The organism is Pseudomonas sp. 478, assembly GCF_003254125.1.
Taxonomy (GTDB): domain Bacteria; phylum Pseudomonadota; class Gammaproteobacteria; order Pseudomonadales; family Pseudomonadaceae; genus Aquipseudomonas.
The window spans coordinates 131876-144544 of record NZ_QKZG01000014.1 but is presented as its reverse complement, the minus strand read 5'-3'; the positions used below and the strand labels follow the sequence as shown (position 1 = coordinate 144544).

The following is a 12669-nucleotide window of genomic DNA, read 5'->3' as shown; positions in this document are numbered from 1 at the left end:
CAACGGAATGATTGCTATCACTCCAAACCCTCTTCTGCCCATTCCGATAGCCCTTTAGCCTGCGCGCATTCTCCTTTGCTCAGCGAGACCCGTTATGAACCCAGCGACCCCAGTGCCCCACGGCACCGCAACAATGACCCGAGGCATGGTGCTGCTGTTTGCCTTCTGCTGCGGCGCCATCGTTGCCAACATTTACTACGCCCAACCGATCATCGGCCTGATCGCGCCGGACATCGGCCTGACCAGCACCATGGCCAGCCTGATCGTTTCGCTGACCCAGATCGGTTATGCGTTGGGTTTGTTTTTCCTGGTGCCGCTGGGTGACTTACTGGAAAACCGCCGCTTGATGATCATCACGACCGTGGTGGCGATTGCCAGTCTGTTGGGTGCAGCGTTCACCGATCAGCCAAACGTGTTTTTGCTGATCTCGCTGCTGGTGGGTTTCAGTTCGGTGTCGGTGCAGATCCTGATTCCACTGGCTGCGCACTTGGCGCCGGAAGAGTCTCGTGGCCGTGTGGTCGGCGGGATCATGGGCGGTTTGCTGTTGGGGATTCTGTTGGCGCGACCGGTGTCCAGCGTGGTGGCTGACCATTTTGGCTGGCGTGCGATGTTTGTGATTGCAGCGGTGCTGATGGCGGCGATCAGCGTGGTGTTGGCGCTGACGATTCCCAAGCGCCAGCCTGATCACAGCGCTTCTTATGGCCAGTTGTTGGGCTCGCTGTGGACCCTGTTGCGTCAACAACCGGTGTTGCGTCAGCGCGCGTTTTATCAGGGGTGCATGTTCGCCACCTTCAGCCTGTTCTGGACCGCCGTGCCACTGGAACTCGCGCGCAATCATGGCTTGTCGCAAACCCAGATCGCGATCTTCGCCCTGGTCGGGGCCATCGGCGCCATCGCCGCCCCCATTGCCGGTCGACTGGCCGATGCCGGCCACACCCGCGTTGCTTCACTGCTGGCCCTGTTGTTCGCCAGCCTGAGTTTTCTACCCGCCTTCATTCATCCGGTCTACAGCGTCATTGGCCTCGCGGTCACCGGCGTGGTGCTCGACTTCTGCGTACAGATGAACATGGTCCTCGGCCAACGCGCGGTCTACGCCCTCGACGCCAAAAGCCGCAGCCGCCTGAATGCGCTGTACATGACCAGCATTTTTATCGGTGGGGCGTTTGGCTCCTCGGTGGCCAGTGCGGTGTATGAACACGGCGGCTGGTTGTGGATCGTGATTGTGGGTAGCGCGTTTCCACTGCTGGCGTTGATTCGGTTTTTGAGTGTTTCAGAGAAGCGTTCGTTGGCGACGGCGTGAAGCTTTAAAAGCATCGCGGGCAAGTCGGACCGCGGCACCGCTCGCTCCTACGGGAGCGAGGTTGCCTGCGATTGCTGTGTGACTGAAATCACTCAGTGCCGAACCAACTTCTCCATCGCCGCATCTGCCAGAAATGAAGAGCGGCTTTTGACATTGTGCTCACGCACATAACGATCAATACGCTGAATCACATAACCGGGCAGCGTCACATTGACCTTCTCGGTTTTGCCCATGTACGGCGCGATGTCCAGCTCCAGCATTCCCCAGCCCATATCGGCAAAGTCCGGATTCCCACGGTGGGCGGCAGCAGATGTAGGCATGGGAATCGACTCCCCGTCAGCCGCAATCTCCTGAAGCATGATGTGGGCAATCTCGACCGCCGCGTTGTAGGCGTCTTCAAACGTATCCCCGGCCGTTACGGCGCCTGGAATATCGGGGATCTGAATACCGATGGCGGTGTTCTCGTCGCCCCACTCGATACAGATTGGATATTGCATTATGGATCTCCTGCATAACTGGCTCCCGGGCAATACAGCCCGGCTCGCCTCCTGATGCTTTTGACCGTCCCGATCGGCAAATCCTTTTTCGGATGAGGGACGGGTATCGTGTACGGGTTGTATCGGTGTTTGAAGAGGTGATGACTGCCGGCAATCCGATCCAGCATCCAGCCAGCCTCCTCCAACTCCTTGATCAATAGCCTGCTCTGCACCAATAGCCTCCTTGCTCAGGCTCAAACAAAAGTAACCCTAGAGTTACCTTTACTCAAGCACAAAAATCCGGAATTCGACGCTCGGTTGTTTTACAGAGTGTGATCGCGGGCCGCGGCATTCTTCCCAAGAATGAATACTTTCGCTCAGCCTGATCCGTTACGCCGAGGTCAACCCGGATTACACTCAGCGTCCTGAGCCTGACGCTATGCGGGATGCGATTCGCGGCTGAACCGATCAAATGCCGCCTGAGCCGCGGCATGTTCTTTCAAGGAGTGTGCAATGACCCGACGTACCTTTCTCATCACCGGCGCCAGCAAAGGCATCGGCCGTGCGGTCGCCGAGCATCTGGATCGCGCGGGTCATCGGGTGGTCGGAATCGCCCGATCGCCCGACCTGAGCTTTCCCGGCATCCTGTTTCCGCTGGATCTGAGCGACAGGGCACTGACTCAGGAAGTGCTGGCTGATCTTGCCAGGACTTATGAGTTCGACGGGCTGGTGAATAACGTCGGTCTGGTGCGCCCGCAGGTGCTGGGGGAAATCGACCTCGACACGTTCGACGACGTGATGCGGGTCAACCTGCATTCGGCGTTGCAGGCCACTCAGGCATTGCTGCCGAACATGCGCGCCAAGGGCTGGGGTCGGGTGGTGAACATTTCCAGCCTGACCGTGCTGGGTATCACGCAGCGCACCGCCTACGCGGCGGCCAAAGCGGCGTTGATCAGCTTCACGCGATCCTGGGCGCTGGAACTGGCGCAAACCGGCGTAACGGTAAACGCCGTGGCCCCGGGCCCGACCGAAACCGAACTGTTTCGCGCCAACAATCCGCCGGGCAGTGAGGGTGAAGCGCGGTATCTGGCCGGTGTGCCGATGGGGCGGTTGGGGCAACCGCAGGAAATCGCAGCGGCGATTGCGTTTTTGTTGTCCGAGCAGAGCGGGTTTATCACCGGGCAAACCTTGTTTGTCGATGGCGGCGCCTCAATCGGCAAAGCTGCGTTCTAACCGACAACCCAAATCCCTGTGGGAGCGGGCTTGCTCGCGAAGACGGACTGTCAGTCACATTAATGCTGGATGTTCCGCCATCATCGCGAGCAGGCTCGCTCCCACAATTTGATCTTCACAAGGACTTCGGATGGACCGCCTCGGCGCAATGGAAACCTTCGTCTATGTGGTGGAAACCGGCTCGTTTTCCGCCGCTGCCCGGCGCTTGAATATCGGCCAGCCCGCCGTCTCGAAAGCCATCGCGCAGTTGGAGGCGCGCCTCGCGGTCAGGCTGCTGTTGCGCTCGACTCGAGGCCTGACCCCCACCGAAGCTGGCCTGGCCTTTTTCGAACGGTCCAAGCGTGCCATCGAAGAAGCGGACGAAGCCGACAATGCCGCTCGCGGTGCCGCCAGCGGCCTCACCGGCAATCTGCGCATCTGCGCCGCCGTGACCTTCGGCCGGCTGCACATCGTTCCGCACCTGGGGCCATTTCTCGATCAGAACCCGGGCCTGAACATCGATTTGATGCTGGACGATCGCAACGTCAATCTGGTGGAAGAAGGCGTCGACATCGCCTTGCGCATGGGCGCCTTGAGCGACTCCGGCCTCACCGCCCGCAAGATCGCCGAGTGTCGACGCGTGGTGCTGGGCACGCCCACCTATTTCGAAAAACACGGCGAGCCCACCTGCCCTGCCGATCTGAGCAAACACCAAGCGGTCATCTACACCTTGGGCGGTAATGCCAATTGGCAATTGCACAACGGGACAGATGATCAGTCCGTCATCATCAACGGGCGAATCCGCGTCAACGCCGCCGAAGGTCTGCGTGCAGCCGTGCTTGCCCATCAAGGGCTGACCATGGCGTCCGAATGGATGTTTGCCCCGGAACTGGCCAACGGCGCGGTCAGGGAAGTGATGAGGGATTGGACGTTGCCGAATCAGGACCTTTGGGCGGTGTTTCCCACGGGCAGAATGGCCAGTGCGAAGGCTCGGGCGTTTGTGCAGTATGTGCAGGGGTTGTTGGCCAAGGAGACCTGAAACCCACTCGTTTCGTTTATTGCGATTTTCGTTTGATTCGAATAGCCTTCCAGCATTGTTTTTTCAGAATGTCGGAAACCATCATGTCGCCAGTCATCCATCCACCGATCAATCTACCCATGGAGCGCGAAGTTCAGGCTGCTAGCGAAGGCCAACGCGCTCTGGCTGCCTACCTCGCCACTCAATTCGAAACTCAGCACATCCAGATTTTCGACGAGCAGAATGAAGCTCACACTGTCGAACTGCCCACCTCAGCCCTCAGGTTACTGGTCGACATTCTGGCTGAGCTAGCCGCGGGCAACGCTGTCAAAGTAGTCCCGGTTCACGCCGAATTGACCACCCAGGAAGCCGCCGACCTGCTTAACGTCTCACGCCCGCACCTGATCAAGCTGCTTGAATCCGGCGAGTTGTCCTACCACAAAACAGGCAAGCACCGACGTGTGCGCTTCGCCGATTTGATGGACTATAAAAACCGGCGCGACACTGCCAGCGAGCAAGCAATGACGCTTCTCGCCGAGCAGGCACAAGCGTTAAGGACAGGATACGAGTGAGGCAATCCTCTTTTACCGCTGTATATGACGCATGTGTGTTGTACCCCGCTCCCTTGAGAGATTTACTGATGTGGCTCGCGCTCTCCGGGCGTTTCAGAGCGAAATGGTCCTTGGAGATACACAACGAATGGAAACGCAATCTGCTGAGAAACCGTCCGGATCTAACCGTTGAGCAACTGGATCGCACATCCGGGCTGATGGATCAGGCCTTACCCGACGCTTGTGTAACGGGTTACGAAGACCTGGTCGAAGGGCTGAAGCTGCCAGACATCGATGATCGACATGTGCTGGCAGCCGCCATTCGCTGCAACGCCAGCGTCATTGTCACGTTCAATCAGAAAGACTTCCCCGGTGAAGCATTGGGCCCTTTCGGTATCGAGGCTCAGCATCCTGACGAGTTCGTCGACAACCTCTTCAACCTCGACCCTTCAGCAGTGGTCACGGCGGCGCAACGCCAACGCAAGCAATTGAAGATGCCACCGATGAATGTCAGCAGCTATCTTGATCTTCTATTGCGCCAAGGCTTGGTTCAGTCGAGCAAGGCATTGACCAAGTACCGCGCCATTCTCTGAACGACTTTCTCAGATTCCAAAAAGCAAAACAGCGATCCAAGGATCGCCGTTTCTGTTTACTCCCCGAATTGCCGTCCCAACCCGCCCGGCACGCCATGGATGTCTGTCTCTTCCCATGGCCCGTTCGGGCTGATCGACCGGCTCCAGCCGTTGTCCCAGCGGTAGTACGTGCGCTGGCGGTAGAAGGTGTTGGTCTGATCATCGAGAACGTACACGCCGAGCTTGGCGTCCCAATGGCTGTTGCCACCCGGCGGCGGCGCGAAGCTGGCGGAGGTGCGTGGCAGCGGTTTGGCGGGCTTGGCCGGGATGCTCGGCTTGCCCGGTGTCGGGGACGGCGTCGGACGTGGCTGCGACGGCGGGATCGGTGGCAGCCGTTCAGGCTGCTGCGGTTGGACCACGCAAGCGCTTAACCCCAAAACCATACTGAGCAGGGTGATACGGGCGATGGCGGTCATAGTGGCGTTTCCTGTCATTTGTCCGGGCTGTCGATGGTCAGTGTTTGCTGCGCAGTGGTGCTGCTGGCCAGAGGCTGGCTGCGACCGATCCATTCGCCGGCAGTGGGTTTGCCGGCGCGGGAGATGCGCGCAACCAGTTGGACTTCAGGGAAGTTCGACAGTTTCAACTGCGGCATCATTGCGTCGGCGTCGCCCAGCTCGACAGTCGCCGGCAAGTCGGCCACGGTCAGGCGCTTGGCGGCCAACGGCGCGGGAGGCCCTGCGGTGGCGCGGGCGAAGATGAATACGCTGTCGCCCGGCTGGACCTTGGCTTTGAGCTCTGGTGCCAGATCTACTCGCACCTTGAGCAGTGCCGCCACTTTGGCGGCAGGCGCCTGGGCGACCTTGCCGCCGCTGGCTTCGAGTTTCTCGATGGCCCGAGTGATGCCGCCTTGCAGCGCAGCGCGGGAACTGTCCTCCGGTGGCAGTTGCACCAGCAGGCGATTCCAGTAATCGATGGCGTCCTGATAACGCTGGCTTTCAAAGGCAGCAATACCGAGCAAGCCAAGGCTGGTGACTTCTTTCGGATCGGCTTTGAGTGCTTCGTCGGTCAGGGCCTGAACCTTGTCCGACCACTTTTTGCCGTCGGCGAAGTACTGAGCCTGCGCCCATTGACCCAACAGCTCCGGCTGACGACCGGCCAGGTTCACCGTGCGTTCGAAGATCTTCGCCGCATCGCCAGGGCGATCCTGAGCCATGTACGTGCGACCGAGGAAATACAGGCCTTCAGCCGAATCCGGCTGAGCCGCGACCGCACGTTCCAGGCGACGGGTCATCTCTTCCATCGACTGCGGCGCCTGGGAGAATTCGCGGGTCAGTTCGACCTTGTCGCTCGCCCCAAAATGCAGATACAGGCCAAGGCCCAGCACCGGCACCAGAATCGCCGCCAGCAAGGGCCACGGTTTGCCCAGGCGGGACACGCGTGGCGCCTCGACGCCTTCAGTGTCGGCGAGCAATTCACGGGCGGCTTCGGCGCGACCGGTGTCCATTTGCGTGGCGTCGAGAACGCCCTCTTCCTGCTGAGTCTGCAACTCAGCCACACGTTCCTGATACAGCGCGACGTTCAGGGCCGTACGATCCTCTTCAAGCTGGGCGCGACGACCACGCAGAACGGGAATCAGCAGAAAACTCAGGGCAACCAGAAGTAGCAGACCTGCAGCGAGCCAGAAATCAATCATTCTTGGTTTTATCCAACAGGTGGTCGAGGCGCTCACGCTCCTCGGCAGAGAGCTCATCCTTGGTGTCAGCGCGTTGCACGCGACGACGGCGGACGATCACGGCGATGATCACAAAACCGCCTAGCAGCAGGCCGGCAGGGCCGAACCAGAGCACAGCAGTCTTGGCGTTCAGAGCGGGTTTGTAGCGGACGAAATCACCGTAGCGGTCGACCATGAAGTCGATGATCTGCTGGTTGTCCTTGCCCTCGCCGAGCATGCGAAAAATCTCTTTGCGCAGGTCGGCGGCGATCGGTGCGTTGGAATCGGCAATGTCCTGATTCTGGCACTTGGGGCAACGCAGCTCTTTGGTCAGCTCGCGAAAACGCTCGCGATCACCTTCTTTGGCGAACTCGTAGGTGTCGATGGCCGCGTGCGCCACGCCGGCCATGCTCAAACCCAATACCGCGGCGGCTATCCAGCGCTTCATGGCTTGGCCTCATCAACCAGCGCCTGATACTTGGCCGCCAGTTTTTCGCGCCAGACCTGTTCGTCGATCACACCAACGAACTTGTCACGGATGATGCCCTTGGCGTCGATGAAGAAGGTTTCCGGAGCGCCGTACACACCCAGGTTCAAACCCAAAGTGCCTGCGTCGTCACGAATGTCCAGCTGGTACGGATTGTGGAATTCCACCAGCCACTTCAAGGCGTCAGCGTTTACGTCCTTGTAGTTGATGCCGTAGATCACCACGCCCTTCTCGGCCAGTTTATTCAGCACCGGGTGCTCGACCCGGCAGGAAATGCACCAGGTGCCCCAGACGTTGACCAGCGCTGGTTTACCCAGAATGTCAGCCTTGGTCAGGGTCTTGTCGCCCTGCACCGCCGGCAGGGAAAACTCCGGGAACGGCTTGTTGATCATCGCCGAAGGCAGCTCGGCCGGGTTCAGGAACAGACCGCGATAAAGGAAAACAGCCACCACCAGGAAAATCACCAGGGGCAACAGCATCAACCAACGTCTCATGCCGTGGCTCCCGTCATGCCCAGTGCTTCACGCACACGGCTGTTCACTTTGACCCGGTAACGGCGATCCAACGCCGCCAGCAAACCGCCCAAACCGGTGAGCAGACCACCGAACCAGATCCAGCGCACGAACGGTTTGACGTGGACGCGAACGGCCCAGGCGCCATCGCCCAACGGTTCGCCGAGTGCGACATAGAGGTCGCGGGTGAAACCGGCGTCGATCCCGGCTTCGGTCATCACCGAGTTCTGCACGGTGTAGAGGCGTTTTTCCGGGTGCAGCACGCTGACTTCCTTGCCGTCGCGGATCACCCGAACGGTGCCCTTGTCGGAGGTGAAGTTCGGGCCTTCGAAATGCTTGGCACCTTCGAACACGAAGTGGTAACCGCCCAGGTCCATGGACTCACCCGGCGCCAGACGCAGGTCGCGCTCGGCACTGTTCTGGCTCGACAACACGACGCCAAGGGCACACACGGCGATGCCGAGGTGAGCGACCTGCATGCCCCAATAACTGCGGGTCAGGGTCGGCAGGCCTTTGATCAGGCCTTTGTGGCGAGTCTTGTCGAAGATGTCACGCACACCGGCCAGTAATACCCAGGCGGCGAGCATGAAGGTCGCGATCACCGCCCAGTTGAAATCGCCGTAAGCGACACCGGCTATCACAGCCAGCGCGGCGCTGCCGAGCAACACCGGGGTCAGCATGCTCATCAGCCATTTGACCGGGGTGTCTTTCCAGCGCACCAGCATGCCGACCGCCATCACCATCATCAGCAAGGCCATCAACGGAATGAACAGTGCGTTGAAGTATGGCGGGCCGACCGACAGCTTGGCGCCGGTCATCGCATCGAGGATCAGCGGATACAACGTGCCCAGCAGAATCATCGAGGCCGCCACCACCAGCACCAGGTTGTTACCCAGCAGCAGGGTTTCCCGGGACCAGAGGTTGAAGCCAACGTGGCTCTTCACCACCGGAGCGCGCAGGGCGAACAACGTCAGCGAACCACCGACTACAAACAACAGGAAGATCAGGATGAACACACCGCGTTCAGGGTCGGACGCAAAGGCGTGAACCGAGGTCAGCACGCCGGAACGTACGAGGAAAGTCCCCAGCAAGCTCAACGAGAACGCGGCGATGGCCAGCAACACGGTCCAGCTCTTGAACACGCCACGTTTTTCCGTGACCGCCAACGAGTGAATCAGCGCCGTACCCACCAGCCAAGGCATAAAGGAGGCGTTTTCTACCGGGTCCCAGAACCACCAACCGCCCCAGCCGAGTTCGTAGTACGCCCACCATGAACCGAGGGTGATACCGATACCGAGGAAGGCCCAGGCGACGATGGTCCACGGACGGGACCAGCGAGCCCACGCCGCATCAAGACGACCGCCCAGCAGTGCAGCGATGGCGAAAGCGAAGGCCACGGAGAAACCGACATAACCCATGTACAGCATCGGCGGGTGAACGATCAGGCCGATGTCTTGCAGCAGTGGGTTGAGATCACGACCGTCCGCAGGAATCTGCGGCAGGATGCGGGCGAAAGGGTTCGAGGTGAGGATCAGGAACAGCAGGAAACCCGTGCTGATCATGCCCATCACCGCCAACACCCGCGCCAGCATCACTTGCGGCAACTGTCGGGAAAACACTGACACCGCAAAGGTCCAGCCACCGAGGATCAACGCCCAGAGCAGCAACGACCCCTCGTGCGCCCCCCACACCGCGCTGAACTTGTAGTACCACGGCAAGGCGCTATTGGAGTTGCTGGCAACGTAGGCGACGGAGAAATCGTCGGTCATGAAGGCGTAAGTCAGGCAACCGAAGGAGAACAGCAGAAACGCGAATTGCCCCCAGGCGGCCGGTTGAGCAAGGCTCATCCACAAGCGGTCACCGCGCCAGGCACCGAGCAACGGCACCACGGCCTGAACCAGCGCGAGACACAGCGCCAGAATCATGGCCAGATGGCCGAGTTCAGGAATATAGAGTCCAGACGTCATCGATCAACCCTCCTTCGCGGGCGTTGGAGCAGATTGACCACTGTCTTTCAAAGCCTTGGTCACTTCCGGCGGCATGTACTTTTCATCGTGCTTGGCCAGCACTTCGTCGGCCACCACCACGCCGTCGGCGTTGAGCTTGCCCAGGGCAACGATGCCCTGCCCTTCGCGGAACAGGTCCGGAAGGATGCCGCGATAAGTGATGGTTACGGATTTATTGAAGTCGGTGACGATGAATTTCACGTCCAGCGAATCGCCGGAACGTTGCAGCGAACCTTTCTCGACCATGCCGCCGGCGCGGATGCGCGTGTCTTGCGGGGCTTCGCCGTTGGCGATCTGGGTCGGGGTGTAAAACAGATTGATGTTTTGCTGCAGGGCGCTCAGGGCCAGGCCGACGGCAGCACCGACGCCGACCAGGATCGCGAGAATGATGATAAGACGCTTTTTGCGCAGCGGATTCACTTGCCGTTCTCCCGGCGCAGACGACGCGCCTCTTGTTGCAGATACCGCTTGCGGGCCAGGATTGGCGCCGCCACGTTGAGGGCCAGCACCGCCAGGCAGATGCCATAGGCTGACCAGACATACAGGGCATGATGGCCCATGGCGAGGAAGTCGCCGAATGAAGCAAAACTCATCGAGCGGCCTCCAGACTGTTCTGCACTTCGGCCTTGACCCAACTGGCGCGGGCTTCGCGCTTGAGCACTTCAAGACGCATGCGCAGCAGCAACACCGCGCCGAAGAAACAGTAGAAACCCAGCACCGTCAGCAGCAGTGGCAGCCACATCTCGGCGGGCATTGCCGGTTTTTCGGTGAGGGTGAACGTCGCGCCCTGGTGCAGGGTGTTCCACCACTCCACCGAGTATTTGATGATCGGGATGTTGATCACGCCGACAATCGCCAATACCGCGCAGGCCTTGGCGGCACTGTCACGATTGCTGATCGCATTGCCCAGCGCAATAAGACCGAAGTACAGAAACAGCAGAATAAGCATGGACGTAAGTCGTGCATCCCAGACCCACCACGAACCCCAGGTCGGTTTGCCCCAAATCGCACCGGTGACCAGCGCCACGGCGGTCATCCAGGCGCCGATGGGCGCTGCGCATTGCAGGGCGACGTCGGCCAGCTTCATCTTCCACACCAGCCCGACGATGCCACAGACCGCCAGCATCACGTAGATGGACTGGGCCAGCATGGCGGCCGGAACGTGGATATAAATGATGCGAAAGCTGTTGCCTTGCTGGTAGTCCGGCGGCGCGAAGGCCAGGCCCCACACTACACCAACGCTGATCAGCAGCAACGCCGCGACACTCAGCCACGGCAGCAGTTTGCCGCTGATGCCGTAAAACCATTTGGGCGAGCCGAGCTTATGAAACCAAGTCCAGTTCATTACTGTTTCCATCACGGTTGCTCTTCGCCATGAAGAGCCAAGGGTCTTTACTGATCAAATTTTGACCAGACCTCATTATTCGCCGACGCTGATCTTCAGGCCAGCAGCGATTGCAAAAGGTGTCAGCGTTATCGCCAGGGCGGTCAGGCTACCAAGCCACAAGAGATAACCGGTCGCCGGCATGCCCTGCAATGCCGCCTGCAAGGCACCACTGCCGAGAATCAACACCGGGATGTACAACGGCAGAATCAGCAGCGCCAGCAATAGACCACCGCGCTTCAATCCCACCGTCAGGGCCGCGCCCACCGCACCGAGCAGGCTCAGCACCGGTGTACCCAGCAACAAGGAAAGCAGCAACACCGGCAGACAGGCGGTTGGCAAACCGAGCATCAATGCCAGTAATGGAGCGAGCAAAACCAGTGCCAGGCCAGAGAAGGACCAGTGTGCCAGTACCTTGGCCAAAACCAGAAGAGGCAGGGGGTGCGACGAAAGGACCCACTGTTCAAGCGATCCGTCTTCGAAATCACTGCGGAAAAGCCCGTCCAGCGAGAGCAAAACCGATAAAAGGGCCGCTACCCAGACCAGTCCCGGAGACAAGGTTTGCAACAATTGAGACTCGGGTCCGACCGCCAACGGGAACAGGGAAACGACGATCGCGAAGAATACGAGCGGATTGGCCAACTCCGCCGGGCGACGGAACAACAATCGGGCTTCACGGGCGACCAACAGGCCGAAAACTCTCATACGGCCCAGTTCCCCAGATCAATATCGCGATAGCCGGCCGGCATCCGGGTCAGCGTGTGGTGAGTGGTCAAGACCACCATGCCGCCGCGCTCGCAGTGTGCGGCCAGGTGTTCTTCGAGTTGTGCCACGCCTTGTTTGTCGAGCGCAGTGAACGGCTCATCGAGGATCCATAGCGGCGGGCTTTCCAGGTACAACCGCGCCAACGCGACCCGGCGTTGCTGCCCGGCAGACAGCGTATGGCAAGGAACATCCTCGAAACCGCGCAGTCCGACAGCCGTCAGCGCCTGCCAGATCGCCTCATGGGAGGCCGGTTGATGCAAGGCGCAAAGCCAGCTCAGATTCTCTTCCGGCGTCAGCAAATCCTTGATCCCGGCGGCATGGCCGATCCACAGCAGGTTACGCGCCAGCTCAAAACGTTGCTCGTTCAATGGCTGGCCGTTGAGCAGCACCTGACCGGCAGTCGGCTGCATCAGCCCGCAAAGCAGACGTAAAAGGCTGGTTTTGCCACTGCCGTTGGGGCCGCTGATTTGCAACATTTCGCCACTGGCCAGTCTCAATTCGAGATTTTCGAAGAGCAGCCGAAGGTCTCGCTCACAAGCGAGGGCAACGGTTTGCAGGACAGGACTGGTCAAGAGATCACGGGCCTTTTGGGTTCAAGTCGGCAGTGGAGCGGCCGTTAAAGATATGCAGGATAAATGCATTGGCGGCCCGTTCTAAGGAGCTGGATCAAGTATT

General features: G+C 59.8%; 17 protein-coding genes. 5 read left to right on the top strand and 12 right to left on the bottom strand.

Annotation, left to right across the window (positions count from 1 at the left end):
- The first annotated feature begins 94 nt into the window (after positions 1-94).
- Positions 95-1300, top strand: coding sequence for an MFS transporter (locus tag DFS28_RS25210; RefSeq protein WP_111451905.1), 1206 nt, complete (start codon positions 95-97; stop codon positions 1298-1300).
- A gap of 92 nt (positions 1301-1392) precedes the next feature.
- Here the strand turns inward: DFS28_RS25210 and DFS28_RS25205 are convergent, their stop codons facing one another.
- Positions 1393-1797 carry a type II toxin-antitoxin system HicB family antitoxin gene (locus DFS28_RS25205; RefSeq protein WP_056742059.1) on the bottom strand — a complete coding sequence of 135 codons (405 nt, stop codon included), beginning with the start codon at positions 1795-1797 and terminating at the stop codon, positions 1393-1395.
- The gene (locus tag DFS28_RS25200) at positions 1797-2009 is read right to left on the bottom strand and encodes a type II toxin-antitoxin system HicA family toxin (RefSeq protein WP_111451904.1); all 213 of its coding nucleotides are present in this window, start codon (positions 2007-2009) and stop codon (positions 1797-1799) included. Before DFS28_RS25200 ends, DFS28_RS25205 begins: the two co-directional genes overlap by 1 nt.
- A gap of 280 nt (positions 2010-2289) precedes the next feature.
- On the opposite strand from DFS28_RS25200, the gene DFS28_RS25190 reads away from it, so the two are divergent.
- From DFS28_RS25190 to DFS28_RS25175, 4 genes are all read left to right on the top strand, one after another.
- The gene (locus DFS28_RS25190; RefSeq protein WP_111451903.1) at positions 2290-3009 is read left to right on the top strand and encodes an SDR family oxidoreductase; all 720 of its coding nucleotides are present in this window, start codon (positions 2290-2292) and stop codon (positions 3007-3009) included.
- 130 nt (positions 3010-3139) lie between these two features.
- Positions 3140-4027, top strand: coding sequence for a LysR family transcriptional regulator (locus DFS28_RS25185; protein WP_111451902.1), 888 nt, complete (start codon positions 3140-3142; stop codon positions 4025-4027).
- Positions 4028-4110: 83 nt separating this feature from the next.
- Positions 4111-4578, top strand: coding sequence for a helix-turn-helix domain-containing protein (locus DFS28_RS25180; protein ID WP_111451901.1), 468 nt, complete (start codon positions 4111-4113; stop codon positions 4576-4578).
- Positions 4575-5150 (top strand): PIN domain-containing protein, encoded by a 576-nt coding sequence (locus DFS28_RS25175; protein ID WP_111451900.1) that lies wholly within the window; start codon positions 4575-4577, stop codon positions 5148-5150. The genes DFS28_RS25180 and DFS28_RS25175 overlap by 4 nt, the downstream gene beginning before the upstream one ends.
- A gap of 56 nt (positions 5151-5206) precedes the next feature.
- On the opposite strand, the gene DFS28_RS25170 is transcribed toward DFS28_RS25175, so the two are convergent.
- From DFS28_RS25170 to ccmA, 10 genes are all read right to left on the bottom strand, one after another.
- Positions 5207-5605, bottom strand: a complete 399-nt coding sequence (locus tag DFS28_RS25170) for a hypothetical protein (RefSeq protein WP_111451899.1) — start codon at positions 5603-5605, stop codon at positions 5207-5209.
- Positions 5606-5619: 14 nt separating this feature from the next.
- The gene (gene ccmI, locus DFS28_RS25165; protein ID WP_111451898.1) at positions 5620-6822 is read right to left on the bottom strand and encodes a c-type cytochrome biogenesis protein CcmI; all 1203 of its coding nucleotides are present in this window, start codon (positions 6820-6822) and stop codon (positions 5620-5622) included.
- The gene (locus tag DFS28_RS25160; protein ID WP_008145552.1) at positions 6815-7288 is read right to left on the bottom strand and encodes a cytochrome c-type biogenesis protein; all 474 of its coding nucleotides are present in this window, start codon (positions 7286-7288) and stop codon (positions 6815-6817) included. Before DFS28_RS25160 ends, ccmI begins: the two co-directional genes overlap by 8 nt.
- Positions 7285-7821, bottom strand: coding sequence for a DsbE family thiol:disulfide interchange protein (locus DFS28_RS25155; protein ID WP_008145551.1), 537 nt, complete (start codon positions 7819-7821; stop codon positions 7285-7287). Before DFS28_RS25155 ends, DFS28_RS25160 begins: the two co-directional genes overlap by 4 nt.
- Entirely contained in the window at positions 7818-9806 is a 1989-nt protein-coding gene (locus DFS28_RS25150) for a heme lyase CcmF/NrfE family subunit (protein WP_111451897.1), read from the bottom strand. The genes DFS28_RS25155 and DFS28_RS25150 overlap by 4 nt, the downstream gene beginning before the upstream one ends.
- A 3-nt stretch (positions 9807-9809) precedes the next feature.
- Positions 9810-10265 (bottom strand): cytochrome c maturation protein CcmE, encoded by a 456-nt coding sequence (gene ccmE / locus DFS28_RS25145; protein WP_054596313.1) that lies wholly within the window; start codon positions 10263-10265, stop codon positions 9810-9812.
- Positions 10262-10438 (bottom strand): heme exporter protein CcmD, encoded by a 177-nt coding sequence (ccmD, locus tag DFS28_RS25140; RefSeq protein ID WP_008145547.1) that lies wholly within the window; start codon positions 10436-10438, stop codon positions 10262-10264. The genes ccmE and ccmD overlap by 4 nt, the downstream gene beginning before the upstream one ends.
- Complete coding sequence (locus DFS28_RS25135) at positions 10435-11190, bottom strand: heme ABC transporter permease (protein WP_111451896.1); 756 nt, start codon at positions 11188-11190, stop codon at positions 10435-10437. Before DFS28_RS25135 ends, ccmD begins: the two co-directional genes overlap by 4 nt.
- 75 nt (positions 11191-11265) lie before the next feature.
- Positions 11266-11934, bottom strand: a complete 669-nt coding sequence (ccmB, locus tag DFS28_RS25130) for a heme exporter protein CcmB (protein ID WP_111451895.1) — start codon at positions 11932-11934, stop codon at positions 11266-11268.
- Positions 11931-12566: a cytochrome c biogenesis heme-transporting ATPase CcmA gene (ccmA, locus tag DFS28_RS25125; RefSeq protein ID WP_007894233.1), complete on the bottom strand. Its 636-nt coding sequence runs from the start codon at positions 12564-12566 to the stop codon at positions 11931-11933. The genes ccmB and ccmA overlap by 4 nt, the downstream gene beginning before the upstream one ends.
- Between the last annotated feature and the right edge of the window lie 103 nt (positions 12567-12669).